Origin of the sequence: Providencia sp. PROV272, assembly GCF_049901975.1 — a bacterium.
Classification (GTDB): Bacteria; Pseudomonadota; Gammaproteobacteria; order Enterobacterales; family Enterobacteriaceae; genus Providencia; species Providencia stuartii.
This window is the reverse complement of sequence record NZ_CP096291.1, coordinates 3,383,397-3,409,885: the sequence shown is the minus strand read 5'-3', so window position 1 is coordinate 3,409,885 and position 26,489 is coordinate 3,383,397. Positions and strand designations below refer to the sequence as shown.

The window sequence follows — 26,489 nt, the reverse complement described above, 5'->3', positions numbered from 1 at the left end:
AGCCCCTTCAGTATCCAATAGAGGATATGAAGGGGGATTGTTTAGCCGCCTAAGTAGGCACTACGTACTGCTTCATTAGCGAGTAACGCTTTACCACTATCTTCCAATACAATACGCCCATTCTCAAGAACATAGCCGCGATCAGCCAGTTTTAATGCCTGATTGGCATTTTGCTCCACAAGGAAAATAGTCATTCCCGCTTCGCGCAGTTGCAAAATGGTATCAAAGATTTGCATGATAATGATTGGCGCTAGACCTAATGATGGTTCATCAAGTAGCAACAACTCAGGTTGACTCATCAGCGCACGACCAATCGCTAACATTTGCTGCTCACCACCAGACATGGTGCCAGAGCGTTGACTACGGCGCTCATGCAAACGCGGGAACAGCGTATAAACGCGCTCTATGCGCTCTTGATATTGTTGGCGATTAGCAAAAAAGCCCCCCATCGCTAAATTCTCTTCGACGGTCATTCGTGAAAAAACGCGGCGACCTTCGGGTACTAATGCAATATCTTCACGCATAATTTTCGCGGTCGGCAACTGAGTAATATCGACATCACGGTAGAGAATTTGCCCTTCTGAGGCTCGCGGGTCACCGCATAATGTGCTCAGTAGCGTCGTTTTACCCGCACCATTAGCACCGATTAATGTGACGATCTCCCCTTTTTGAATATTCAGGCTCACTTGATGTAGTGCTTGAATTTTTCCGTAATGGGCAGAAACTTGTTTAAATTCTAACATCAATAAGCCTCCCCCAAGTAAGCTTTGATCACATCAGGGTGCTGACGAATTTGATCAGGTGTTCCATTCGCCAAAGGCGTGCCTTGGTTCACCACATAAATGCGATCTGAAATTCCCATCACTAGCTTCATATCATGTTCAATCAATAAGATAGATACTTGGTGATGAGAGCGTAACTCAGCAATTAACTCATCAAGGTCATCAGTTTCTTTCGGGTTTAGGCCGGCCGCGGGTTCATCTAACATAAGAATTTCAGGCCGTGTCACCATACAGCGAGCTATCTCTAACCGACGCTGTTGACCATACGCTAAGTTACCAGCTTGACGGTTAGCAAATTGCAATAAATCGACCCTTTCAAGCCACTTTACTGCATTGTCGATCGCTTCTGATTCCGCTCGTCGAAAGGCTGGCGTTTTCAGTAACCCGGAGAAAATACCACTTTTCAAATGTTGATGTTGAGCAACTAACAGATTCTCAATCACGGTCATTTCTTTGAATAAGCGTACATGCTGAAAAGTTCGGATCACCCCAAGCCGAGCGATCGCCTGACCCGATAAGCCTTCCAAATGCTTTTCTCGGTATAGAATTGAGCCGCCAGTTGGCTTATAAAACCCGGTTAAGCAGTTAAAAATTGTCGTTTTTCCTGCACCATTTGGCCCAATCAAGGAAACGATTTCACCTTGATTTAAGCTCAGCTCAACGTTATTTACCGCTAATAGCCCACCAAAACGCATGGTTAGACCGTTGACTTGTAATAGAGGAGTCATACTTTTTCCCCCTCACTGGCGACTTGCTCGCTATTTTTTAGCTTCATTTGGCGACGTTTCATTGGTAATAGCCCTTGTGGACGCCAAATCATCATCAGCACCATCAATGCCCCTAATAGCAACATACTGTAAGCATTCAAATCACGCATCATTTCTCTTGAGACAACCAGTATAATCGCCGCTAATATCACCGATGTTTGTGAGCCCATCCCTCCGAGCACGACAATGGCTAGTACAAAAGCAGACTCAACGAAAGTGAATGATTCAGGGCTGATAAAGCCTTGGCGAGCCGCAAAAAGCGTTCCCGCAAACCCAGCAAAGGCAGCACTGATCGTGAAAGCGGTTAACTTGATCTTTGTCGGTGATAAACCTAAAGAGCGACAGGCGATTTCATCTTCCCGTAATGCTTCCCACGCCCGCCCTAAAGGCATACGTAATAATCGATTGATCACAAACAGCGTTAATAGCACCAGTAGCAGAGCCACAAAATAGAGGAAAATAATCCTATCGCCTGCGTTGTAATCAAGGCCAAAGAAATTATGGAAAGTATCCCAACCCTCTTTTGCTGTGCGGCTAAACTCTAAACCAAACAACGTTGGCTTAGGCAACTGGCTAATCCCGTTTGGTCCTCCCGTGATTTCCGTGTTATTGAGCAATAAAATACGCACAATCTCACCGAAACCTAAGGTGACAATCGCCAAATAATCGCCTCTTAGCCGCAATACAGGGAACCCCAATAAAAACCCAGCTAAGGCCGCTGTTAACCCAGCAATAGGTAGGCTTTCCCAGAAGCCAAACCCGTAATAATGGTTTAATAATGCAAAAGTATAAGCACCTATTGCATAAAACCCTGCATACCCCAAAACCAGTAAGCCTGATAGCCCGACAACCACATTCAAACCAAGGCCTAACATCACATAAATTAAGGTTAATGTAGCAATATCGACGCTACCTCGAGAAACAACAAAAGGCCAAATAATTGCAGCAATAACAATAACTAATGCAAGGATCTTTTGCCTCGCTGTCGAGCCATCAAAATCAGGTATAGACCACGATTGTTTCGGAACACCTTGCCACACTCTCACCAATGAAGGGCGTATTAGCTGAAAAATAAAGATCACTGCAATCCCTGCAAAAATCCAATTCCAGCGTACCGAATCACCACTTGAAACAACCAGTTTCGTGCCATCAAGTGTCAATTGCAGACCCATCATAAAGACAGAGAGAATAAAGAACATCACAGACGCGACAATGGCATTAATCCAATTTTCTTTTCTCATACTTTCTCGACCTCCGGGCGCCCCAGAATGCCGGTTGGCATGATCAGCAATACACCAATTAATAAACCAAATGACACAACGTCTTTATATTCCGTGCTTAAATAAGCCGATGTCATTGCTTCCGCAACACCGAGAATGATGCCTCCTAGCATAGCGCCAGGAATACTACCAATTCCCCCCAGTACGGCTGCGGTAAAGGCTTTCATTCCAGCCATAAAACCGATATAAGGGTTTATGACCCCATAAAACTGCCCAAGTAGTACTCCCGCTACCGCTGCCATTGTGGCACCAATCACGAAAGTTAATGAAATCACTCGGTCTGTGTTAATGCCTAATAAACTTGCCATTTTTAAATCTTCAGCACAGGCACGACACGCCCTTCCCATACGGGAATAGCGGATAAATAGGGTCAATGCCAACATAGCAAGTAAGGTAACCACCCAAATGGTCAGCTGCATTTTTGTAATGCTCGCTTCAAAGCCATCGCTTTCGCCTAATACCCACTGACCTGTGATCAAACTCGGTAATGCCAGATCACGTGATCCCTGTGACAAGCTGACATAGTTTTGTAGGAAAATTGACATTCCAATTGCAGAGATAAGTGCAATCAACCTTTTTGAATGGCGAACAGGCCGGTATGCGACGCGTTCAATACTCCAACCATAGGAGCTTGAAACAACAATCGCAGCCACGAATGCCGCAGCAATAAGGATCCAACCAACATCAATACCTAGCATCATTAGCCCAGCGATGACAATGAAGGAGACATAGCTACCAATCATGTAAACTTCACCATGAGCAAAGTTGATCATACCAATAATGCCATAAACCATTGTGTAGCCAATCGCTATCAATGCATAGGTACTGCCCAAGGTTAAGCCATTGAGGAGTTGTTGGATAAAATAAAGAATTTGATCTGACATAGGACTATCCTTTAATACTACCATCCCTAAACAGGGCAGAAGCCGGAAGTTGGTAAGCCAACTCCCGGTTCAGCGCCTGAATAGTGAAATTACTTCACTGCAGTGGATGTACCATCCGCATGCCATTCAAATACGCCAAATTCAAAACCTTTCAGGTCTCCATTAGGCTGCCAAGTCAATGACCCCATCACTGTGTCGACTGGATTTGCTTTTAGATCCTTAACCAAATCTTCTGGCTCTCGGCTCCCTGTACGCTCCATTGCTGTCGTCAAGCCTTGAATTGCCGCATACGTAGTCCAAACGAACGGACCGGTTGGATCTTCTTTTTTCGCTTTAATCGCATCCACAATAGGTTTGTTAGTTGGGACTTGGTCATAGCGTTTAGGCAATGTTACTAACATCCCCTCTGAAGCTTCCCCAGCAATATTTGAAAGTGATGAGTTACCTACTCCTTCTGGGCCCATAAAGCGAATATTCAAACCCGATTGCTTCGCTTGACGTAAAATTTGCCCCATTTCTGGGTAGTAGCCACCAAAATAGACAAAATCCACATTCTCTTTTTTCAGTTTGGCTACCAGTGCAGAAAAGTCCTTATCGCCCGCGGTGATCCCTTCAAACATCACTTCTTTAACACCCGCTTTGTTTAGATTTTCACGGACAGAGCGCGCCAAACCTTCACCGTACTGCTGTTTGTCATGAACAACAGCGATACGTTTTGGTTTGATCTCATCGACAATATATTTTAGGGCCTTGGTCTGAATCTAGACCTGTTGTACGCATGATCATTTGATAACCACGCGTGGTTAGATCAGCATTGGTTGCAGCCGGCGTGATCATGATAATCCCTTCATCCTCATAAATATCGGATGCAGGTTGTGTTGAAGAAGAGCAGAGATGACCAATAACATAACGAATCCCATCATTGATCACTTTGTTAGCAACAGCGACAGCTTGTTTTGGGTCACAAGCATCATCATATTCAACTGCAACTAAAGTATCGCCGTTGATCCCACCTTTTGCATTAATATCAGCGACTGCTTGGCGAGCACCAGTGAACTCCATGTCGCCATATTGGGCAACAGGGCCAGACATAGCACCAACAACTGCGATCTTCACCTCTTTAGCCCATATCGGCTGGCTAAACACCATCGCAATCGATCCTGCCAGTAACATTTTATTCATTTTTTTCATTCTGTCGTCCCCATCTTCTGTGGTTCTGCATGTTTGTGTTTGATTTATAGTCAATTATTATGATTGGCATTATCGAATGCCTAATATTTAAAAACATAGCCAATAAGGCTATATATTTCATGACATTAAACAAGATAAATATGCTAAATAGCAAATGTATATGGCAGGTAATTACATAATCAGCAGAATAAAAATCTAATGTTATTACGTGGGTTTTTGGTAAATGCCAGTGTTATATTCTAGTTAAATTTAAATTAATCCGAGCTAAACTCGGAAGATCAACCAAGACAAAATCTTCATCTCTAAAATCAAAAAATCGGTTACAGATCACTCTGTCGATGAGTGTGAATGAAAAATAAGCAAAGGGCATACTCTAAATAATGCGAGTTGCAGCTTGGTAGCCATTAAGCATATCCTTAATGACAAACATGGCTATGTGATTACATACAGCAGCAATAATCAATGAGTTACAGCTTGGTGTCTCACTAATATAGATAGAAAGATTATGAAATTAACAATCATTCCTTTGGTCAATCCTACTGAGCAACAATATCTTGACCTGTACAAAATCTGGCCTGACCAGAAGCCAGACCAACTTGCTCATCAATGCCAATCAGAGCAAAAAATCTATGCGGCACGCTTTAATGATCGCCTATTAGCCGCAGCCAAAATTCATCGAGAACAACACAAAGGTACTATCTACGATTTTTTAGTGCGCGAGGTCACTCGTCGCCGTGGCGTAGGGCTCTATTTACTCGACGAAATATGCCGACAAGAGCCTCAAATAACTCATTGGTATTTCAGCTTAGAGGGGGTTTTAGATGCGGATAAAATCGTGATGGAGCAATTTTTATTAGCTTGTCGCTTCACACCAACGCAAGAAAGTCATCGATGGGAAAAACGAGTTTAATACTATGAAATTAAAGCGGATTCACCATGTTGCCATCATTGCCTCCAATTATGCTGCCAGTAAACATTTTTACTGCAAAATTCTTGGATTAACCTTATTAGAAGAGCATTATCGAGCAGAGTCTGATTCATGGAAAGCAGATTTAGCGCTCGACAACCAATACCAAATTGAATTATTTAGTTTTCCTACGCCACCAGCTAGACCAAGTTACCCTGAAGCTTGTGGTTTGAGACATTTGGCGTTTAGTGTGGACGATCTTGACGGATGGATTGAATATTTAAAGCAGCATAATGTTGATTGTGAATCACCACGAATCGATCCCTACACACAAAAAAGGTTTACTTTTTTTGCCGATCCGGATGGACTCCCCTTAGAATTATACAGTGAATGATACAGTGAATGATACTGCGTATTCTGCATTTATTGCCCCGCGCGTGGCGGCGACAATAAATGCAGTAACAGTGAATCAGGAAGGAAATCGATTTTAATAACTCTCTTCTTCGCCTTCTTCCATTGCGGCACGCAATTTTTTCATGGCATTTTTTTCGAGCTGACGGACTCGTTCGGCAGAAACGCCATATTTATCGGCTAATTCCTGTAATGTTGTCTTATTATCATCATCTAGCCAACGAGCACGAATAATATCTTGGCTACGCTCATCTAATGAATCTAATGCGTCGGCTAACCGATCTGTTGCGTGACTTTCCCAATTGTCCTCTTCGATAGAGCCTGCAAAATCAGATGATTTATCTTGTAAGAACAGTACGGGTGCAATAGGTTGCCCTAAATCACCGCTATCATCATCATCAGACATATCAAAAGCCATATCTTGAGCCGCCATGCGTGATTCCATTTCACGTACATCCTTGGTACTCACGCCCAGCTCTTTAGCCACCATATCAACTTCATCTTGATTAAACCAACCGAGACGCTTTTTATTTTTTCTCAAGTTAAAAAATAACTTACGCTGCGATTTTGTTGTCGCGATCTTAACGATACGCCAATTGCGCAACACGTATTCATGAATTTCAGCTTTGATCCAATGGACCGCAAAGGAAACTAGGCGAACACCAATTTCAGGGTTAAACCGACGCACTGCTTTCATCAGGCCGATATTCCCTTCCTGAATTAAATCTGCTTGCGGTAAACCGTAACCTGCGTAGCTACGAGCAACATGTATCACAAAACGTAAGTGCGATAAGATCAGTTGCTTTGCCGCATCCAGATCACCATGGTAATGCAGCCGTTCAGCAAGTTCCTTTTCTTCCTCAGCGGTGAGCATAGGATAAGCATTGGCAGCCCGCATATAAGCTTCAATACTTCCCTGCGGAACAAGTGCTAATGATTGCATGTCTTTGGTCATTCAGATCCTCTTTGAAAAATAAAGAAAAGAGATTAATTTGATGCGATATATAAGATTAGAAAACCGTAGTTTACCAGTTTTACTGAGTTAAATAAATTCTACTTGTGCGATAGCGACAGGTTAATATCAGACAAACCAAGACTTCAAAAGTTCCCAAGCTGTGCCATTTTTATCGGCATAGCGATAAACTATGCCGATAAAAAGGATTATTCAGGCGTAAAATGACGTAAGTGCTGGACTGTCGCTAGCCAAGCTGCCACCCAACCAATCATGGCTGACATAAGGATCACTAATAAAGATTCCTCCCATAGCAAGCCTTCTATATGAAATTGCGTACCAAAAACACTCGCAACTTGTGCTACAACATCGGATAACTTCCACACCAGTAGCGCTGACATAATCAGCGATACTACCGCGCCCAGTGCCCCCATTAACAAGCCACCGTGTAAAAATGGCCGCATAATAAAGCCATCTGTCGCACCGATGAGCTTCATCACATTGATGGTGTCTCGACGCGCAAAAATATTCAAACGCACACTATTACCAATAACAAGGAATAGTGAAATGATCATTAGAATACCAATCACCGAAGCGACTTGCCCGACAAGTTGTGTTAATGCCGCCAACCGAGAGAACCAGCTATCGTCCATACGAACTTCTTCAATGCCATTAACTTGGCTTACTCGATCACGCAGTGTTGTTAACACTTCAGAACTTTGAAAATCCAATTTTGGCGTAATAATTGCCACAGCAGGTAATGGGTTTTCCTCTAGCATGTCTAAGGCGGTACTAAAACCAGACCAACTACGGAACTCACTCATCGCTTGGTCGCGAGATAAGTAGTTTACGTGCTCTACCCCATCAAGCGCTTGCAACTGAGTTACCACATTTTGCCCACCTTGTTCATCCAGCGATTTATCAAGGTAAACAGTTAATTGTGGTGTTGGATACCATTGAGCAGCTGCTTGAGCCACATTTTTCCAGACAATATAACAAAGGCTTGGTAAGGTCAGAGAAATCGCAATGACCATCACCGTTAAAAAGGTTGCTAACGGCTGTCTTAACATATCCGCCAATGTATTCAACCAAGCATAGCGCCATTGTTCACGCCACCCACCTTTCAATGCCTTACTTTTTGATTGCATAGGGCGTTCAGACTTAGATTTGCGAACGTGTTTAGCCATGTTGACCTCCGATCATTCTCCCTTCACTCAGAGTCAGTACACGGTAATTACGCCTCTCAATCAAAGCAACATCATGGGTTGCCATGAGAACCGTCACTCCAACACGGTTGAATTCTTCAAATAACCGCATGATCCCCTCTGATAGTTCACCATCAAGGTTCCCCGTTGGCTCATCCGCAAGTAACATGGTTGGTTTGTTTACGACAGCACGCGCAATCCCAACTCGCTGCTGCTCACCACCCGACAACTGAATTGGAAAATTTTTCGCTTTATCAAGTAGACCCACTTTGTCCAATGCTGCTGAAACTCGTCTGCGAATATCTTCGGAACTTGCGCCCGAAATGATCAATGGCATTGCAACATTGTCGTACACCGTTCTATCAAATAACAGATGATGATCTTGAAAAATCATCCCAATTTGCCGACGCAAAAAAGGGATCTCCCGATTTTTCAAACGACTGATATCATGGCCATTAAACAATATATGCCCAGCACTCGGGCGCTCAATACCACAAATAAGCTTCAGTAGCGTACTTTTACCAGCTCCTGAGTGACCAGTAAGAAAAGCCATTTCCCCTGATTGTAGATGAAAATCTACCCCTTGGAGAGCCTGCCGGCCACCTCGATAAGCTTTACTGACGTGTTCAAAGCGAATCATCGAAAATTATTCCTCTCGGGCAAATAGAGCCTCGATAAAGTCATCGGCTTTAAATGGACGTAAGTCTTCAATACCCTCACCAATCCCGATATAACGAATAGGAATACCGAATTGATCAGCAATGGAGAAGATCACACCACCTTTTGCTGTGCCATCGAGTTTAGTCAATGTGATACCTGTCAGACCTACAGCATCATTAAAAAGTTTTGCCTGACTGACAGCATTTTGTCCAGTACTTGCATCTAGTGTTAGCATAATTTCATGTGGCGCTTCTTCATCCAGTTTTTTCATCACTCGGACAATTTTTTTCAATTCTTCCATCAGATGTGCTTTGTTTTGTAAACGCCCAGCAGTATCTGCAATCAGAACATCCACGCCTTTAGCTTTAGCTGATTGGATTGCATCAAAAATGACTGATGCAGGATCGGCGCCAGTATGTTGCGCAACAACAGGGATACGGTTACGTTCCCCCCAAACTTGTAATTGCTCAACAGCCGCCGCGCGGAAAGTATCCCCTGCCGCTAACATGACGGTTTTACCTTCAGATTGATATTGGCGAGCTAATTTACCTATCGTGGTCGTTTTACCAACACCATTGACCCCAACCATAAGAATAACATAGGGTTTCTTGTCTTCAATGACTAGCGGTTTATCCACTCCCGCTAAAATATCAGACATTTCTTCACGCAATTTACTGTATAGCGCCTCTGCATCTTTTAGCTCTTTACGGCTTGCGTGAGCGGTCAGGTTATCAATAATTTTACGTGTTGTATCAACACCCACATCGGCAATCAATAATTGTTCTTCTAATTCATCAAAAAGATCATCATCAATTTTCTTGCCAGTAAATAACCCAAGAAAACCTGAGCCTAAATTTTGACGTGTTTTCAGTAGCCCTTTCTTTAATCGAGCAAAAAAACCTTCCTTTTTAGGTTTTTCTTGCTCTGTTTGTTTCGGCTCTTCTTGCTCACTCAGAACCTCATCGCGTAACGCGACGATATCTTGAGCTTCCAGCTTAGCTTGTTCTTCTGCTTGGTGCTGACGTTCTGCTTCTTCCTCAGCTAAACGTGCTGCCTCTTGGCGTTGGCGTTCTGTCTCTTCTTCCGCCGCTTTGGCTGCCGCTAGTTCAGCTTGGTGCTGGCGCTCAGTCTCTTCCTCAGCTAAACGTGCTGCCTCTTGGCGTTGGCGTTCTGCCTCTTCTTCCGCCGCTTTGGCTGCCGCTAGTTCAGCTTGATGCTGACGCTCTGCTTCTTCCTCTGCTAAACGTATCGCCTCTTGGCGTTGGCGTTCTGCTTCTTCTTCCGCCGCTTTGGCTGCCGCTAGCTCGGCTTGATGCTGACGCTCTGCTTCTTCCTCTGCTAAACGTGCCGCCTCTTGGCGTTGGCGCTCCGCTTCTTCTTCCGCCGCTTTGGCTGCCGCTAGTTCAGCTTGATGCTGACGCTCTGCTTCTTCCTCTGCTAAACGTATCGCCTCTTGGCGTTGGCGCTCCGCTTCTTCTTCCGCCGCTTTAGCTGCCGCTAGTTCAGCTTGATGCTGACGCTCTGCCTCTTCCTCAGCTAAACGTGCCGCCTCTTGGCGTTGGCGTTCTGCTTCATCTTCCGCCGCTTTGATTGCGGCTAGCTCGGCTTGGCGCTGACGCTCTGCCTCTTCCTCTGCCTTTTTAATAGTAGCTTGGTCTGCTTGATACTGACGCTCTGCGGCTTCTTCAGCCGCTTTAATTGCAGCCTGCTCCTCTGCTTTTTTCTCTTGATACTGACGTTCAGCTTCTTCTGCCATTTTTGTAGCATCAATGTCTTGTTTTTGCAGCTCTATCTCTTTGTCTGCATCTATCTTTTTTTGTTGTTCTGCTTCTTGCTGTTGAGCCTCTTTCTCGTCTTTACGACCAAAACCCAACCATGAGAAAAAGCCTTTTTTCTTGTCTTTAGCCATCAGCCACTACACTCCTCGCGGTAAAAACATGGCGCTTCATAATTAAATCGCAATAAAATTACATGCAGTCTATCATTTCATCGCGCCGCAACACATATCTGAAAGAAAAATCATGACAATTTAATCTGATTTTTTAAGTTAAAACTGTGAAAATGGCGCGTTACAATAAGACAACGCATTTTATAAAGCTCAACAAAACTGAGTAGCAATGGATATTATGGCAAAAAAACCACAAAGCGCCTCTTTAGGTCAGATACGCATTATCGGTGGCAAATGGCGCGGGCGAAAGCTCCCTGTTCGTGATAGTGAGGGCTTACGTCCCACTACAGATAGAATCAAAGAAACTTTATTTAACTGGTTAATGCCTATCATACGTGAAGCTCGTTGCCTTGACTGCTTTGCTGGTAGTGGTTCATTAGGATTTGAAGCACTATCACGCTTTGCCGATAGTGTGACGTTTATTGAATTGGATAAACAAAACGCCCAGTTACTAACAGAAAATAAAGCGCGCCTGCAATCTGATAATGCTAACATTATCAACGGTAACAGCCTTGAAATACTGGGTCAAAATGGTACACCTTTTGATGTTGTATTTATTGATCCTCCTTTTCGTAAAGGACTCTTAAGCGACACTATCCAGTTGTTAGAAAAAAACCAATGGCTGGCAGATGAAAGCTGGATATATGTTGAGTCAGAGGCGGAGTCACCACTTACTGACATCCCCACTAATTGGCAACTGCATCGTGAGAAAATTGCGGGGCAAGTGGCTTATCGTTTATTTATTCGCCATTCAATTGAGGAAAACAGCCATGCTAGTTAATGCAGGTCGAGTGCTAATGATTTGCGTTTGGGGGTTTATGATATTTAATCTAATCCAGCCTTTTCCTAAGCCATTTAAATATTTTATGGATATTGCCATGATATTTATGATTGTTATGCATGCACTGCAAACTGTCCTCCTGAAAGCAACACTCGCTAAAGGAGAAAAATTATCCGGCTGGTTACAGACCCGAATTTTTTTCTTCGGTGTCTTTGAAATGTTAGCAATGCAAAAAAAGCAAAAACAAGCGCTTGAGAATAATAAGAAAGAATAATTAGGTTATTCGTCAGGCTCAAAACTTAAGAATCGGGTTCCTTGCATACGGAGCGTTCCTTGGCGACCCTGTTCAATAGCTTGATATTGAGATTCACTGACGATCACTTTAATCACAGCCGTATTATTTAGTGGTTTAAAATAGACCTCATAACGAAAGGTTTCAGGTGAAACCACATCCCGTTCACGGGAACGCATATTGGGATAAGGGTAATCTTTTTTACTATCAACAACCACCGAATAACTGACTGGCACAGCATTATCATTGATCTCATTTTGCTTGCGTTGGTCAAAAAAGCGCTTTGTTGCCAAGACAGCAATAACCGCCAATACGATAATAAGTAAGATAGGTTTATTCATAAAGTTAACATTGTGCTTAAAGTGTTCATCAGTATAGTTTATCTTAATCATACAGAAGGAACACCACCCTAGTTGCTTCATTCATTGAATTTATAAGGATGTGTTTATGATTAGTTGGCCATTCCTTGCAGTACTTTTTTCTGGTTGGCTGTATGTTGATGCAGCATATCGTGGCCCTGAGTGGCAACGTTGGTTATTTCGTCCCGTCACACTGATACTGTTATTGCTCTGGGGCTGGAATGCAGATTTTCTCACCACACAAGGATATTTGATCCTTGCTGCATTGGCAGTTTCATTACTCGCCGATATGATGAGAATGTTTTCAAGTGAGCGCTTACTTGCATCTGTAACCTTGCTGTTTGTAAGTTATCTTCTTTATACCATCAGTTTTGGTATGCAGTTAGATTTCAGCCTATATCTCCCTTGGCTCCCAATACCTCTGATTATTGCAGCTATCACTTTAGGTGTAATTTGGACAAAACTCAAAGAGTTACAGGCAATGATCTTTGCATTATTAATCATGAGTATGATTATGGCTTGGGTAGCCGGTGACCAATTCTTTGGCCTAGGTCGCGATTACAACTTCTCAATCATGGTCGGGGCATTTTTGCTGTTTATTTCTAACTGTATTTGGCTAATTGCTCGTTTCCGCTTTCCTTTTAAAGCGTCGAAAGCCATTGTCGCGGCCCTCTATTTCCTCGGACAATTCTTCATTATCCGCGCGGTTTATTTATAACTTTCTTCACTGCCAATTGATAAAATTCTCAAATAGCATTTTTTATCAATTGGCATCCCCTAATCTATTTGACTCTGGAGTAGACTCCAAAGTATAGACTTATCAATATTGATTAAGGTCATTGTTTGATAAGGGGGCGCATATGCACTCACACAACCATAAAGAAGTACATCAACATAATAGCGCTTGCTGTTCGAGCAGCAGCTGCTCTTCAACTGCGGTTCAAAACAGTAAAAATGTAAGTAATGACTCACATACTCACGAACACGATACTGTCGAGAAACATCCTGACGATGATGAGGAGGCTCATCAGCACCAGAGCTGCTGTTCAACCTCTCATCAAGCACATGATCATCAAGAACATGAGCATAGCCATCAGCATACGGCATGTTGTAGTTCTTCAAGTGAGCTGCAAAATGATGTTGCACCTGCACAAGCCGCAGGGCAACGTTTCAATTGGATAATTCGCGGTATGGATTGTCCTAGCTGCGCTCAAAAAATCGAAAATGCGGTAAAACAAATCACTGAGGTAAAACAGGCTAAAGTCCTATTTGCCACAGAAAAACTCGTTGTTGATGCCGATAAAGATATTAGTTCCGCTGTCCGCGCAACCGTAGAAGCGGCTGGCTATGAGCTATTAGATGTTGGTATCAATAGCGCTGCTGCTATTACACCTCCGCCTAGCCTATTAAGCGAGTCGAAGCCTGTGATCATCTTAGCCATCTTAATGGCTATTAGCTGGGGGGTGGAGCGCATTAACCCTCAAATTGGTCTCATTGCTTTTACACTAACGACTTTATTTGGCCTTTATCCCATTGCGCGTAAATCATTACGTTTGATCCGTACTGGTACACCTTTTGCGATCGAGACCCTGATGACTGTCGCCGCTATCGGTGCCATCTTTATTCAGGCAACAGAAGAAGCCGCGATGGTTATCTTACTATTTATGTTGGGGGAAATGCTGGAGTCTTACTCTGCTGGTCGAGCACGACGCGGTGTCAGTGCTCTTATGGCACTTGTACCAGAAGAAGCTTTATTAATTAAAAATGGTCAGAAAACCACAGTTCCAGTCTCACAGCTACGTCCAGGTGATATCATTGAAATTGCACCCGGTGGTCGCTTACCAACTGACGCGGAATTGATCTCCGGCTTCGCCAGCTTTGATGAAAGCTCACTCACGGGTGAATCTGTTCCCGTCGAACGTAATGTTGGCGAAAAAGTAGCGGCAGGCTGCTTATCTGTCGATCGCACAGTACAGATGAAAGTGGTTTCAGAGCAAGGGCAAAACGCGATTGACCGTATTTTGCAATTGATTGAGGAAGCTGAAGAACGTCGAGCACCAATTGAACGTTTTATCGACCGCTTTAGTCGTATCTATACTCCACTGATCATGCTATTTTCAGCATTAGTCGTGGTGATCCCTCCCGTATTCTTTGGCGCACCATGGGAAACGTGGATCTACAGAGGCTTAACCTTGCTGCTGATTGGTTGTCCATGTGCTTTAGTGATTTCTACACCTGCGGCAATCACCTCTGCGTTAGCAGCCGCCACACGTCGTGGTGCATTAATTAAAGGCGGTGCAGCGCTCGAACAGTTAGGTTCAGTCACCACTATTGCACTAGATAAAACAGGAACGTTGACGGAAGGTAAACCTCATGTTACTGATTTGGTTCCTGTCGACGGTATAACTGAAAATGAACTAGTACAAATCACTGCATCTGTTGAGGCAGGCTCTCATCATCCTTTAGCAAAAGCCGTTATAAATAAGGCAGAAGCCTTATCAATTAACGTCGTTGAAGCCGAAAATCGTAAGGCTCTCGCAGGGAAAGGGGTTGAAGGTTATCTTAATGGTAAACATGTGTTAGTGAGCGCCCCAAGCCGTTTGGATAGCCCACTTGATGGGATTTGGCAAAATCGAGTTGAATTACTAGAGGCGGAAGGCAAAACAGTCGTTATCACACTGGAAAATAACCGAGTCATCGGCTTAATCGCGCTGCAAGATACATTACGAAGCGATGCGATAGATGCCATGAGTATGTTAAGGGCTTTGAATGTTAATGCGGTGATGCTAACAGGCGACAATCCTCGCGCAGCCGCAGCTATAGCTGGTCAACTAGGTATGGAATACCGTGCAGGTTTACTGCCTGAAGATAAAGTCACTGCTGTGATGGAATTAAACCGTAACCATAGCACTATGATGGTCGGCGATGGTATTAACGATGCCCCAGCCATGAAAGCATCAAGTATTGGTGTAGCAATGGGTAGTGGAACGGATGTTGCTTTGGAAACTGCCGATGCTGCCTTGACTCATAACCGTTTAACTGGATTACCTGAAGTGATTGCTTTATCACAGTCCACTCGTAAGATTATTCGTGAAAATATCACAATAGCCTTAGGGTTAAAGGCAATCTTCCTAGTTACCAGCCTACTGGGAATAACAGGGCTTTGGGTCGCTGTTCTTGCTGACTCAGGAGCAACAGCTTTAGTGACAGCAAATGCGGTACGTTTACTAAAAGTAAAACTACCACAAATTAAAAAATAATATTTATTGTATTATTAAAGAAGCGCCATAACGGCGCTTCTTTGTTATAAATAGAACGTTTAATCATTATTATCTAGTAAACTATCATTTCTTACATTTTAATTTTTATTAAATAGTAATAAAAACTTTAAATACAACAAGTAATGAGATGTCACTTATAAAAAATAAATTATTTTTTCACGTTAAATTAGGAGTAACTTTTTTCTATTTTATCTCTATATTCGCTAATATCTTCGTAACATAAGGACATTGATGAAGGCGAGTATGATACAAAAAGCCCCTACAACACCACATGATGCCGCTTTTAAAGGTTTTTTAACCCAAATAGATAATGCTCGCGATTTTTTCGACATTCATTTGCCAGAACATATTCGGTCTTTATGTGACTTTAATACATTAGCACTTACTAACTCTTCTTTTATCGATAAAAAACTGCGCTCTCGATTATCTGATGTTCTTTATACTGTACAAACAGAAGTTGGTGATGGCTATCTTTACCTCCTTATTGAACATCAATCAACACCTGATAAATTAATGAGTTGGCGCTTAATGCATTATTCATTTTTGGCAATGAATCAACACCTTCAGCAAGGCCATAAAAGTTTACCACTCGTAGTACCTATTTTATTTTACCATGGAGATAGCTCCCCCTATCCCTATTTGAAAACATGGACTCACTGTTTTTCTTGGCCCGAACTCGCTGATGAACTGTACTTTAATCCATTTCCATTAGTGGATATCACTGTTATTGATGACAATGAGTTAGTTAATCATCGAAAGATTGCAGTAATGGAACTTGCATTGAAGCATAAAAATCTACGTGACGAATATCAGCAAGTGACTAGTCTGCTCGCCCAAGCATTAAATAGGCACTATAATAGTGAGCAAGATACCAGCATTATTATTAATTATCTGCTCACTACGTTAGATTCATCTCAGTATTTTGAACAAATAATTCAACAGTTAATTGAACAAATCGAAAACCATCAAGGTGTTGCTATGAATATCGCTCAACGTTTAAAAGATAAAGCCAAACTAGAAGGTAAGATTGAAGGTAAGATAGAAGGTAAGATAGAAGGCAAGATAGAAGGCAAGATAGAAGGCATGCAAAAAGCCAGGCATGAAAATGCACTTTCACTCCTAAAAAATGGTGCAAGCTTCGAACTTGTGATGAAGAGCCTAAATTTTAGCTATGAGGAGTTACAACTTATCATTCAAGAGGATAAGGGCACTTACCAGTAATAATGCCATATTCGTGCGATAGCCTTTAAGCTCACCGCACGCAAGCAGCCTATTTAACTAAAAAAGGCTTACAGGCCTTCCGTTTTTTTACGTAACAAATAACGGTATGGGGTTTGTTCCGTTTCAACTGCCAGCAATTCATGCTCCATAAAACGGCAAAAACCGGGGATATCACGTGTAGTTGCAGGATCATCTGCAATGATGAGTAAAGTATCGCCAGCATTCATTCCTCGAACAGTTTTACGAACTAGCATAACTGGCTCAGGGCAACGCAAACCAAGTGTATCAAGAGTTTTAGTGGCATTTAAAAATAAATCAGACATAACTACGCTTCTAAAAAATAAAAGATGCTCTAATTATATAATAAAATTATCCTCTCTGACGTAACAGTTTTGCTTTTGTTGCGCAACAAGCGTATTATGCGCACTTCCCAATGTCGGGAAAGTTTTTTATGGGTTCCCTCACCCCATTGCTACTTAAAAAGGTACAATATGTTTTCATTCACAGCACAGCAAAAAGCCAGTGCATTAATTTGGCTGTCTTTATTTCATATTTTAATTATTACCTCTAGTAACTACCTTGTACAGTTGCCGATTAATATTTTCGGTTTTCACACTACATGGGGAGCGTTTACCTTTCCATTTATTTTCTTAGCAACTGATCTTACTGTACGTATTTATGGTGCACCACTTGCACGTCGGATCATCACTGCGGTCATGTTGCCTGCTCTACTCATTTCCTATGTTATATCAGCTCTATTTTTTCAAGGTGAATGGCAAGGAGTAGCAGCATTAAATACATTTAACTTATTTGTGGCTCGAATTGCCGCTGCTAGCTTTATGGCTTATGTTCTTGGGCAAATAATGGACGTCAGTGTGTTCAACCGATTACGTCAAAATAAACGTTGGTACGTTGCCCCCGCCTGCGCCATGTTCTTCGGTAATTTAATTGATACCATTGCCTTTTTCTTTATTGCATTTTATCAAAGCAGTGATCCTTTTATGGCTGCGAATTGGGTAGAAATTGCCTTAGTTGACTATACCTTTAAGCTATTTATTTGTATGCTATTTTTCTTACCTGCTTATGGTGTTTTACTCAATTTTATTTTGAAGACATTTTTTGCCAAAACTGCCGAGCAAAAACTCGCCAATCAACATTAGTGCAACTGCGAAGGGGAAATAGTACTCCCCTTCGCTCACCTCTGAAAAATTACCGATCTAACTCTCATTTTATTGGTTTTATTCATCAATAATCTCACAGCCGTGATAGTCTGGTTGCACAATCGAAACGATCCGCGCCAATTCCGTTTTAATTCAACCAAAAAAGAACACAAACGAACAGAAATAACCATCACTCTCTATCTTTTGGAGTTTATAAGATGAAAAAACTGATTAACCGTGTTGAAGATATTATAAGTGAAGTCAATCAAGGGCTTATTGCTGCTCATCCTGAATTACGTTTGAATGTTGACCCAACCTACCTCGTTCATAGTAATACACCTATCAAAGGCAAAGTTGGCCTACTTTCCGGTGGGGGTAGCGGTCATGAGCCGATGCATAGCGGATATATTGGTCAAGGAATGTTAGATGGGGCATGCCCAGGAGAGATGTTTACATCCCCGACACCAGACCAAATGATGGAATGTGCAATGGCCATCGATAGCGGCGAAGGTGTATTAATGATCATAAAAAACTACACTGGTGACGTCCTAAATTTTGAAACGGCCGCTGAACTCTTACACGATGCAGGGATCAAAATCGCTACCGTATTAGTTGATGATGATGTCGCAGTAAAAGATAGTTTATACACCGCAGGACGCCGAGGTGTCGCTAATACCGTTTTGATGGAAAAAATACTCGGCGCGGCAGCGACCAAAGGATATTCTCTTGAGCAATTAGTGGAACTAGGCCACAAGATCAATAATCATGGTTATAGTTTAGGTGTTGCCTTACAAGCCTGTACCGTACCCGCGGCAGGAAAACGCTCATTTGAACTTCCGGATAACGAAATGGAATTTGGCGTGGGGATCCACGGAGAGCCCGGCATTGAACGGCGCAAATTTACTAATTTAGACGATACTGTCGATCAAATGTTTGAAACTTTGCTCGAAAACGGTCACTACGAACGCATAAGCCGCCAATGGGATCGTGAAAATGGCTGCTGGCAAGAGCATAAACACACTAAACACCCTCTGAAAAAAGGCGATCGCGTAATTGCATTAGTTAATAACCTTGGCGCCACACCATTATCTGAGTTGTACGCTGTGTACCACCGACTACAAACTTGTTGTCACGATTTTGGTTTGACTATTGAACGTAGCCTTGTCGGCTCCTATTGCACCGCACTTGATATGCAAGGCATCTCAATTACGCTATTAAAAGTGGATGATGAAGACTTAATGTTATGGGATGAACCAGTCAATACCCCGGCTTTACGTTGGAAGTGTTGATAACACAAAACTTCTACTCCCAATAACCAATAAATTAAGCAGTAAAAATGGAGCCAAAACATCATGAACTTAACACAACCGCAAATTTATCATTGGTTGATACAGTGTTCACAAACTTTTGCTGATGAACAAGATCGGCTTACCGAGCTAGACACCGCTATTGGTGATGGCGACCATGGACTCAACATGCATCGTGGTTTTCAGAAAGTAGCCGAAAAATTACCTTCTGTTGAAGACAAAGATATTGCTACCTTACTGAAAACCACCGGAATGACACTCTTATCTAGTGTCGGTGGCGCAAGTGGTCCACTCTTCGGCACATTTTTTATTAAAGCTTCGCAAAGTGCTGCTGGTAAAGAAAATTTAAGCATTGCTGATTTAGCTGAGCTGTTCAAAGCAGGAACAGAAGGTGTTGTATCACGAGGCAAAGCCGAACCTAATGATAAAACCATGTGCGATGTTTGGTGGCCTGTTTGTGAATCACTTGAAAAAGCGACTTCACAAACCTTAAATGAAGCAATAAGTGCGGCTGTAGAAGCAGCAAAACAAGGTGTGGCATCAACAATCCCTATGCAAGCACGAAAAGGCCGAGCCAGTTATTTAGGTGAACGCAGTATAGGCCATGCAGATCCTGGTGGAACATCAGTGTTGCTACTGCTGGAAACTTTACAGAAATCACTTTAACTCTCCATCACGCTGGTATAGTTTACTCACCACCAGCGTGATGTTTTATCGATTTAATTCATAACAAATATCATCATACACAAAACCATTAATCTCATAGTTTGCAGTAATCACTTTTTGTTTAGAAAATCCGTTTTTAACCAACACTTTTTCAGAAGCAATATTACCTTCGGTCACTACTGCTATAAATGTGCGAATTTGTGCATAATCAGGGGATGATAACAGCATTTTCAGAGCCGACGTCGCAATGCCCTTACCTGAAAAAGTAGGGTCAATCAAATAACTAATTTCACCAACTCGCTGTTGATTTACTAATGATAAACAAAAGCCAATCAATCCCATAGGCCGGTGAGTTTCAATATCTTCAATCACTAAACATAGCCAATGTTCAGAATGTAAATTCCATTCGATTAATCGACTTTCAAACGCGGCAAGAATTTCTTTTTCTGTTTTTGGGTTAGAAATAAAACGTAAAACATCGAGGTTCGTATACAGTTGAAAAAAGAAGTCCTTATCTTCTAGCGTCAATTTTCTAAGTCTAAAGGAGGGATCCGTGTCTAACATGTCAAACCTATCATTATGCATTAAATCATAAGGTTACTACGGCATGATAGAATATGGCAGTACTATTACAAAAAAGGGAGAAAGGTGGGCTCCTTTCTCCCTAACGGGTTAACTAAACAGCTCATTATTTTTATTATAATGCTTTGGCTAACAGGCTTATCGGGTGTTCACATTTTTTACTGGTCGACATCTCTATCTGCCATTTACAGGTTTCGCAATCTGTAATCACCATATCAACCCCACTGTCTTCAATTTGGCGAAATAACCCTGCGCCAATCCCTTGAGAAACTTCATAGTTTTCTTTTTTAAAGCCGTATGTTCCTGCAATACCACAACATTGAGAATCGAGTACGATCAATTCAACGCCAGGTACACGCTTAATCAACTCCAATGTGTATGATGTCCAACCCATTTTTTCCATATGACAAGGCGTATGATAAGCCACTTTCAGAGGTGTATGCTTGAGTTTAAGCTCTCTGCCTTGCTCTAATAAGCGATAGATATAACGTGTTGCTAATTCAATGTTATCGCGCATTTGTGAGGTATCGACATCTAAAACATGTGTATACTCATCACGGAGTGTAAAAGTACACGTCGATGACGTTGCAACAACCGGAATATGTTTCTCAAGGATGGTTTCTTGTAGCGATTCTAAATTAACATTTGCTTGCCGCTTAGCTTGTTTCATAAAGCCATTCGCAATTAACGCCACACCACAACATTTTTCGCGTTTTAATAGTTGAACGCCAATTCCCATTCCATTAAACACTTTAATTAAGTCTTTACCGAGCTGTGGATGGTTATAATTGACATAGCAACCATGGAAAAAGGCAACTTGCTCTGCAAATTTTTGTTGTTCCGCCGCTTGTTTTGCATACCAACGTCTAAATGTTCCAAAGGAATATTTAGGCAACTCCCGACGATGGTCAATTTTTAAAGCTTTATCGAGAATTTGACGAACTGGTTTTAGCCCCGTGATGGTATTTACCACTGGAGCAAAAGGTGTCGATAGTGATCCCATTAAATCGGTATGACTGAGTATTGCATCACGTAATTTCGGCTTTTGTTGGCTGTATGTATTACGAGCACGAGCAATAATATCGCCTATTTTAACATCCGATGGGCATGCAACTTCACAACGTTTACAGTTAGTGCAATATTTCAATGCCTCATCATATAACATTGGATCTTTTAAACGTAAACGCTCACCATCAGGACCCGCTTGTTTTGGCCCAGGATATAACGGATTAACTTTCGCTACAGGGCAATAGGTCGTACAAACAGTACATTTAATACAACTTTCAAAGCTTGCATCCTGAATACTCATTGCGCCACCTCCGCCTGCATGGCTCTTTGTCGTTCAAAATAGCCCACAATTTCATTTGCTGCATGTAAGCCACTTATCAATGAAACTCCCGCACCACAACCTTCAGTTAAAGGGTCAAAACCGCCTAAAACCGCGCCTGCCACATAGAGATTTTCGAAAGTTTGCCCCTCTTTTTGTGCCCGTAGATACTCATCTGTTTGAACACCAAACGTCATATATGGCTGTGAAGCAAAAAATGCTTTATTGGTCCACTGTGCACGCTGAGGAATATGACATAAATCAAGGTTCATTAATGGCTCATAAATACGATCGAACTCAGCAACAAGCCCATTATTAAAAAAACTGCCGGTGGCTAAGACAAACTGAGAAGCCTTGAGTGAAATATCACCATGATTACGTGTATTCACTGATTCTATGCGTGACCCAATACAATTCACTGAAGTCACCTTATCACCCGGCATGATGATCCCACCTTGACGGCGAAATTGACGTAACAGCATCTCATGCAATCGGATCCCCAGTAATGAAGGGGGTAATGTAGGCAACAAGTAGATGGGTTTACCAAGCTGCTTTTGTAGCTCAAGCAAAGGCTCTTCACTATCTAATCCGATACACGCTGGCATAAAAATAGTATCAGAATCAACGACTAGTGGTGCTATTTCAGCCACTATTTGCGCCATGTTTTCAGGCCTATCTAACCAACGTGCCACATTGATAGCTCTAAATTCGCTGGGGTTTTCTCTAAGTCTATCAAGGAGCGGCAAATGAACATAATAAGCACTCGCACTGACTCCCTCTCTTTGCAACTCATCAGACACCATTTGCGGCTGAAAATCTAAAAAACCTTCAATACCAACAACCGCTATTTTTCCCATATCCTTTTTTTTATGGAGGTTAACTGTAGGCACAAACTCAGGACTCAACCATGTTAGGCGCTTATGACCCAATGGCGTTATGCGATAATGATTTTCATCGCTAGAACCTTTAAGTTTCACGCCACTTTGCTGTAATAGTGTCTTTGCAAGATGAGTGAGTTTAATCACCGAAAGTTTACCAAGCCGGCTATACGGGTGTTCTGGCGCCTGCTCACTCAGTTTATCTAGGGCATCTAATGGTTTTTCTACGCTTTGGCCATCGGGTAAATGCGTTAATAAATCCAAAGATCCAGATGAAAAGTGCAACGCATTTTGCCCTGCGCTCACAATGGCACAAGATAAACCTGATTGAGTTAAGCGAATACCACAGATAAGCCCAGCGAGCCCCCCGCCCATCACGACTGCATCATATTTCATGGTCAGCCTCCTCGTTAGAAACCTTATCTAAGGTACTTTCATTCATGCCACATAAGCCATGGTAAACCCAACTAGTAAATTCACTTTCTCGCAATGCATCCCCCCAAGCGATAGGTCTTACGCCTTTCCAACGCTCATTCAAAAAATGTCCTAGCTGCTGTTCGGTTTCATGTGGTGTTGTCACATTAAAACGGTTTAATAACCCAGCGGCTCGGCAAGCACATAACTCACCTTGGCATGTTCCCATGCCAACGCGAGTCCGACGCCGTAAATCAAGTAAGTTATTAACTGTTAATGAGTTAACAGCATAACGTACTTCACCTGCGGTAACCGCTTCACATTCACAAACAAGGCTCTTATCTAGTCTATCGGTCGTTAATATCGCGGTAGCACGGTCACCATGACGATAGACTGCAGAACCACGAATGGGGGCTGGAATTGAAATAACGTTACGCAGTGCTTCTTCAGCACTATGTTGCGACCCTGGTAAAGGGGCATCTGCTGTAGTGCATTTGGCGGTATGCCCTAATTTTTCACACACTTTATCTGTTGCCCATTCAGCCATGAGGCGATAAGTCATTAATTTACCACCAGTAATTGTGATAAAGTTTTCAAGGCCATCGCGTTTCGCATGGTCCAACAACACAATACCGCGACTCACATTACGACCAGAAGGATCATCATCGCTGGCAACTAATGGCCTAACCCCCGCATAAGCGCGCAATATGCGTGTTTTCGCTAATGCAGGTGAGAGCATTGAACCTTCGCGGATCAAAATATCGACCTCTTCCGGTGTCACATACATATTATCAATTTGATCATATTCGATATGTGTCGATGTTGTGCCGATCAGTGAAATCGTATCTCCAGGTACCAAAATATCCGCATCAGCAGGCTTGCGGCAGCGGTTAATAACCATGTTATTTAATCGGTGGCCTAAGATCAGAAGCGCACCTTTTGCAGGGAACATTTTGATTTTCAGATCTGCGTATTCTGCGATTTTTTGTCCCCAAATCCCCCCAGCATTAACCACAATTTCAGCATAAATATCATATTGTTGTTTAGCTTGATGATCGTAAACTGTTACACCGCGTACTTTATCACCTTCTCGAATTAGTCCGATGACTTCATGATAAGTGAGCACTTTCGCACCATGTTCGCGGGCATCCAGCATATTAGCTGCGGTTAAACGAAAAGGATCAACAGTACCATCAGGCACTCTCACAGCACCGATCAATTGGGGATTGACTGACGGCTCAAGGCGGATCGCTTCTGCGGGGTCGAGAGCATGAGCATCAATACCTGCCGCTTGGCAAGCTTGAATAAATTGCTGTTGGTATTCGAGAGAATCTTCAGGCAACGTAATAAATAAACCGTCAGTCTTCTCAATACAATGATGTGCAATACGTTTTAGTATCTTGTTTTCTTCAATACACTCTCTTGCTGATTCCCCGTCCGTGACAGCATAGCGAGCACCACTATGTAGCAAGCCGTGGTTGCGTCCTGTTGCGCCTGTTGCAATATCATGCCTTTCGAGTAAAACTGCTTTCAATCCTCGGCGGGCGCAATCACGAGCAACACCTGCACCTGTTGCGCCACCACCGATAATGATGACATCCGTTTCAGTCACAGATGAGCCATTCATGTCGCATTCCTCACATTAATCAACATTACTTTTAGTATGGTCTATTTTTATAATCTATAACTAAATATAGACAAGAAACGTGCTTGATGTTTGATAAGGAACAAAAACGAAAGCAATCAAACCAAAATTAGCGATAAAAAGACAAAATTCGTGATGTTAATCACAATAATTTCATCTGTTATGGTTTCTTTTCCTCCTTAAATGACTTTAACTATGCCTCCCATAAATAAAACAGATATTTGTGCAGTAGATTACAGATAAAATGTTTTTTTATGACTATCATAAGAGCACTTATGAAAGAAATTGCTCGAAATTAAATTCGAATACTTTCGTTTTTATCACTCTATCAAGAATAAACACTCACAGTCTTTTATATAGTGTGAGTTCAATTAATCGATGCAACGCTATCCTTAAATAAGGAGGGCATTGTTATGAAGCCAAGAAAACGTATTTACTATACACCTGAACAAAAAGCGATTATTTGGGACAGATATAAGCAAGGTGATTCTTTACATGAAATCGCAAGAATGTTTGATAGATACCATTCTTCTATTATGCCCACTATTTATCAAACGGGTGGCTTCCGCCCTCTCGTCCGTAAACGCCACAGATTGTCACTTTCGCTTGATGAAAGAGAAGAAATATCGAGAGGATTAGCAGAAAAGTGCAGTATCAGGGAGATAGCTAAAAAAATATCAAGAGCTCCTTCAACTGTTAGTCGTGAAATCCGCAGACATGGTGGATTAACTAACTACCGTGCAGCAAAAGCGGATAAAAAAGCATGGGATAATGCCTTGAGACCTAAAGCTTGTAAGTTAAGTCAAAACCCTACATTGTGTAAAATAATCGCAGAAAAAATGCATCGAGGCTGGTCACCTGAGCAAATTGCTGGCTGGCTAAAACGTAATTATCCAGATGCTCAGGAGATGAATGTGTCTCACGAAACGATTTATAAAACACTTTTTATACAAACTCGGGGAGCTTTAAAAAAAGAGCTACAGCAATATCTTAGAAGCAGAAGAACGGTACGAAAATCTAGAACCACATCACTTAAAGGAAAAGGATTAGGCTCAATCCCTAATGCCGTTCCTATAAGCGAAAGGCCATCGACTGTTGCGGATAGAGCAATTCCAGGCCACTGGGAAGGGGATCTAATTCAAGGCTCTAAAAATTCTTATATTGTCACTTTAGTAGAACGCCATTCACGTTATGTTATGCTAGCTAAAATCAGTGATAATAAAACAGCAACGGTGATAGCCGCTCTCATTAAACAGGCTCAACAATTACCCGCTGAACTATATAAAACATTAACTTGGGACAGAGGTGTTGAAATGACCAATCATGCAGTATTTACTGTAGCGACTGATATTCAAGTCTACTTCTGCGATCCTCAATCTCCGTGGCAACGTGGTTCAAACGAAAATACGAACCGATTGCTCAGACAATATTTTCCCAAAGGCACTGATTTATCCGTTCATAGCCAGCAACGATTAGACAGCATCGCTAGACAACTCAACGAGAGGCCAAGAAAAACGCTAGGTTATGAATCACCAGCAGAACGATTTAACCAGTGTGTTGCATCCACCGATTGAACTCACAAGAAATAT

At 42.3% G+C, this 26,489-nt stretch carries 25 protein-coding genes and 1 pseudogene; 11 read left to right on the top strand and 15 right to left on the bottom strand.

Going from position 1 to position 26,489, the window contains the following annotated elements; all coding sequences use genetic code 11:
* Window positions 1-41 precede the first annotated feature (41 nt).
* From livF to M1E93_RS15710, 5 genes and pseudogenes are all read right to left on the bottom strand, one after another.
* Window positions 42-743 (bottom strand): high-affinity branched-chain amino acid ABC transporter ATP-binding protein LivF, encoded by a 702-nt coding sequence (livF, locus tag M1E93_RS15730; RefSeq protein WP_004925693.1) that lies wholly within the window; start codon window positions 741-743, stop codon window positions 42-44.
* Entirely contained in the window at window positions 743-1,510 is a 768-nt protein-coding gene (livG, locus tag M1E93_RS15725) for a high-affinity branched-chain amino acid ABC transporter ATP-binding protein LivG (RefSeq protein ID WP_004925696.1), read from the bottom strand. The genes livF and livG overlap by 1 nt, the downstream gene beginning before the upstream one ends.
* Window positions 1,507-2,790 (bottom strand): high-affinity branched-chain amino acid ABC transporter permease LivM, encoded by a 1,284-nt coding sequence (locus M1E93_RS15720; RefSeq protein ID WP_004925698.1) that lies wholly within the window; start codon window positions 2,788-2,790, stop codon window positions 1,507-1,509. The genes livG and M1E93_RS15720 overlap by 4 nt, the downstream gene beginning before the upstream one ends.
* Window positions 2,787-3,713, bottom strand: coding sequence for a high-affinity branched-chain amino acid ABC transporter permease LivH (gene livH, locus M1E93_RS15715; protein WP_014657532.1), 927 nt, complete (start codon window positions 3,711-3,713; stop codon window positions 2,787-2,789). The genes M1E93_RS15720 and livH overlap by 4 nt, the downstream gene beginning before the upstream one ends.
* A gap of 89 nt (window positions 3,714-3,802) precedes the next feature.
* Window positions 3,803-4,904: pseudogene (locus tag M1E93_RS15710) on the bottom strand (branched-chain amino acid ABC transporter substrate-binding protein).
* A gap of 505 nt (window positions 4,905-5,409) precedes the next feature.
* On the opposite strand from M1E93_RS15710, the gene panM reads away from it, so the two are divergent.
* Window positions 5,410-5,814: an aspartate 1-decarboxylase autocleavage activator PanM gene (gene panM, locus M1E93_RS15705; protein ID WP_014657531.1), complete on the top strand. Its 405-nt coding sequence runs from the start codon at window positions 5,410-5,412 to the stop codon at window positions 5,812-5,814.
* Between the two features lie 4 nt (window positions 5,815-5,818).
* Complete coding sequence (locus M1E93_RS15700; RefSeq protein WP_104873203.1) at window positions 5,819-6,205, top strand: VOC family protein; 387 nt, start codon at window positions 5,819-5,821, stop codon at window positions 6,203-6,205.
* Window positions 6,206-6,298: 93 nt separating this feature from the next.
* On the opposite strand, the gene rpoH is transcribed toward M1E93_RS15700, so the two are convergent.
* The 4 genes from rpoH to ftsY form a co-directional block, all read right to left on the bottom strand.
* Window positions 6,299-7,177, bottom strand: coding sequence for an RNA polymerase sigma factor RpoH (gene rpoH / locus M1E93_RS15695; RefSeq protein WP_004925718.1), 879 nt, complete (start codon window positions 7,175-7,177; stop codon window positions 6,299-6,301).
* 206 nt (window positions 7,178-7,383) lie between these two features.
* Window positions 7,384-8,361 (bottom strand): permease-like cell division protein FtsX, encoded by a 978-nt coding sequence (ftsX, locus tag M1E93_RS15690; RefSeq protein WP_004925722.1) that lies wholly within the window; start codon window positions 8,359-8,361, stop codon window positions 7,384-7,386.
* Complete coding sequence (ftsE, locus tag M1E93_RS15685; RefSeq protein ID WP_426207011.1) at window positions 8,354-9,019, bottom strand: cell division ATP-binding protein FtsE; 666 nt, start codon at window positions 9,017-9,019, stop codon at window positions 8,354-8,356. Before ftsE ends, ftsX begins: the two co-directional genes overlap by 8 nt.
* Before the next feature lie 6 nt (window positions 9,020-9,025).
* The gene (gene ftsY / locus M1E93_RS15680; RefSeq protein WP_169342331.1) at window positions 9,026-10,948 is read right to left on the bottom strand and encodes a signal recognition particle-docking protein FtsY; all 1,923 of its coding nucleotides are present in this window, start codon (window positions 10,946-10,948) and stop codon (window positions 9,026-9,028) included.
* A gap of 217 nt (window positions 10,949-11,165) precedes the next feature.
* On the opposite strand from ftsY, the gene rsmD reads away from it, so the two are divergent.
* Both rsmD and M1E93_RS15670 read left to right on the top strand, forming a co-directional pair.
* Window positions 11,166-11,768, top strand: a complete 603-nt coding sequence (gene rsmD / locus M1E93_RS15675) for a 16S rRNA (guanine(966)-N(2))-methyltransferase (protein WP_169342330.1) — start codon at window positions 11,166-11,168, stop codon at window positions 11,766-11,768.
* Window positions 11,758-12,042 carry a DUF1145 family protein gene (locus M1E93_RS15670; RefSeq protein ID WP_004925735.1) on the top strand — a complete coding sequence of 95 codons (285 nt, stop codon included), beginning with the start codon at window positions 11,758-11,760 and terminating at the stop codon, window positions 12,040-12,042. The genes rsmD and M1E93_RS15670 overlap by 11 nt, the downstream gene beginning before the upstream one ends.
* Window positions 12,043-12,047: 5 nt before the next feature.
* Here M1E93_RS15670 and M1E93_RS15665 read toward each other — a convergent pair whose 3' ends face one another.
* A complete protein-coding gene (locus tag M1E93_RS15665; protein WP_169342329.1) occupies window positions 12,048-12,401 on the bottom strand; it encodes a DUF2500 domain-containing protein in 354 nt (117 codons plus the stop codon).
* Window positions 12,402-12,507: 106 nt separating this feature from the next.
* Here M1E93_RS15665 and M1E93_RS15660 point away from each other — a divergent pair, with 106 nt between their 5' ends.
* From M1E93_RS15660 to M1E93_RS15650, 3 genes are all read left to right on the top strand, one after another.
* The gene (locus M1E93_RS15660; protein WP_004925743.1) at window positions 12,508-13,137 is read left to right on the top strand and encodes a lysoplasmalogenase; all 630 of its coding nucleotides are present in this window, start codon (window positions 12,508-12,510) and stop codon (window positions 13,135-13,137) included.
* Window positions 13,138-13,279: 142 nt separating this feature from the next.
* Window positions 13,280-15,679 carry a zinc/cadmium/mercury/lead-transporting ATPase gene (locus M1E93_RS15655; RefSeq protein WP_104873200.1) on the top strand — a complete coding sequence of 800 codons (2,400 nt, stop codon included), beginning with the start codon at window positions 13,280-13,282 and terminating at the stop codon, window positions 15,677-15,679.
* Window positions 15,680-15,943: 264 nt separating this feature from the next.
* Window positions 15,944-16,921, top strand: a complete 978-nt coding sequence (locus tag M1E93_RS15650) for an Rpn family recombination-promoting nuclease/putative transposase (RefSeq protein ID WP_036942981.1) — start codon at window positions 15,944-15,946, stop codon at window positions 16,919-16,921.
* A 68-nt stretch (window positions 16,922-16,989) separates the two neighbouring features.
* Here the strand turns inward: M1E93_RS15650 and tusA are convergent, their stop codons facing one another.
* Window positions 16,990-17,244 (bottom strand): sulfurtransferase TusA, encoded by a 255-nt coding sequence (tusA, locus tag M1E93_RS15645; RefSeq protein ID WP_004925753.1) that lies wholly within the window; start codon window positions 17,242-17,244, stop codon window positions 16,990-16,992.
* A 168-nt stretch (window positions 17,245-17,412) separates the two neighbouring features.
* Here tusA and M1E93_RS15640 point away from each other — a divergent pair, with 168 nt between their 5' ends.
* The 3 genes from M1E93_RS15640 to dhaL all read left to right on the top strand — a co-directional run bounded on the left by M1E93_RS15640 (window position 17,413) and on the right by dhaL (window position 20,054).
* Window positions 17,413-18,081, top strand: a complete 669-nt coding sequence (locus tag M1E93_RS15640; RefSeq protein WP_004925758.1) for a 7-cyano-7-deazaguanine/7-aminomethyl-7-deazaguanine transporter — start codon at window positions 17,413-17,415, stop codon at window positions 18,079-18,081.
* A 218-nt stretch (window positions 18,082-18,299) separates the two neighbouring features.
* Window positions 18,300-19,370 carry a dihydroxyacetone kinase subunit DhaK gene (gene dhaK, locus M1E93_RS15635; protein ID WP_036942978.1) on the top strand — a complete coding sequence of 357 codons (1,071 nt, stop codon included), beginning with the start codon at window positions 18,300-18,302 and terminating at the stop codon, window positions 19,368-19,370.
* A gap of 63 nt (window positions 19,371-19,433) precedes the next feature.
* The gene (gene dhaL / locus M1E93_RS15630; RefSeq protein WP_004925767.1) at window positions 19,434-20,054 is read left to right on the top strand and encodes a dihydroxyacetone kinase subunit DhaL; all 621 of its coding nucleotides are present in this window, start codon (window positions 19,434-19,436) and stop codon (window positions 20,052-20,054) included.
* Between the two features lie 45 nt (window positions 20,055-20,099).
* Here dhaL and M1E93_RS15625 read toward each other — a convergent pair whose 3' ends face one another.
* The 4 genes from M1E93_RS15625 to glpA all read right to left on the bottom strand — a co-directional run bounded on the left by M1E93_RS15625 (window position 20,100) and on the right by glpA (window position 24,882).
* Window positions 20,100-20,618 (bottom strand): GNAT family N-acetyltransferase, encoded by a 519-nt coding sequence (locus M1E93_RS15625; RefSeq protein WP_036942971.1) that lies wholly within the window; start codon window positions 20,616-20,618, stop codon window positions 20,100-20,102.
* A 133-nt stretch (window positions 20,619-20,751) separates the two neighbouring features.
* Window positions 20,752-21,945, bottom strand: a complete 1,194-nt coding sequence (glpC, locus tag M1E93_RS15620) for an anaerobic glycerol-3-phosphate dehydrogenase subunit GlpC (RefSeq protein WP_014657520.1) — start codon at window positions 21,943-21,945, stop codon at window positions 20,752-20,754.
* The gene (glpB, locus tag M1E93_RS15615) at window positions 21,942-23,237 is read right to left on the bottom strand and encodes a glycerol-3-phosphate dehydrogenase subunit GlpB (protein WP_036942968.1); all 1,296 of its coding nucleotides are present in this window, start codon (window positions 23,235-23,237) and stop codon (window positions 21,942-21,944) included. The genes glpC and glpB overlap by 4 nt, the downstream gene beginning before the upstream one ends.
* Complete coding sequence (glpA, locus tag M1E93_RS15610) at window positions 23,227-24,882, bottom strand: anaerobic glycerol-3-phosphate dehydrogenase subunit A (protein WP_004925779.1); 1,656 nt, start codon at window positions 24,880-24,882, stop codon at window positions 23,227-23,229. The genes glpB and glpA overlap by 11 nt, the downstream gene beginning before the upstream one ends.
* Window positions 24,883-25,313: 431 nt before the next feature.
* On the opposite strand from glpA, the gene M1E93_RS15605 reads away from it, so the two are divergent.
* Window positions 25,314-26,474 (top strand): IS30 family transposase, encoded by a 1,161-nt coding sequence (locus tag M1E93_RS15605; RefSeq protein ID WP_250246068.1) that lies wholly within the window; start codon window positions 25,314-25,316, stop codon window positions 26,472-26,474.
* Window positions 26,475-26,489: the final 15 nt, after the last annotated feature.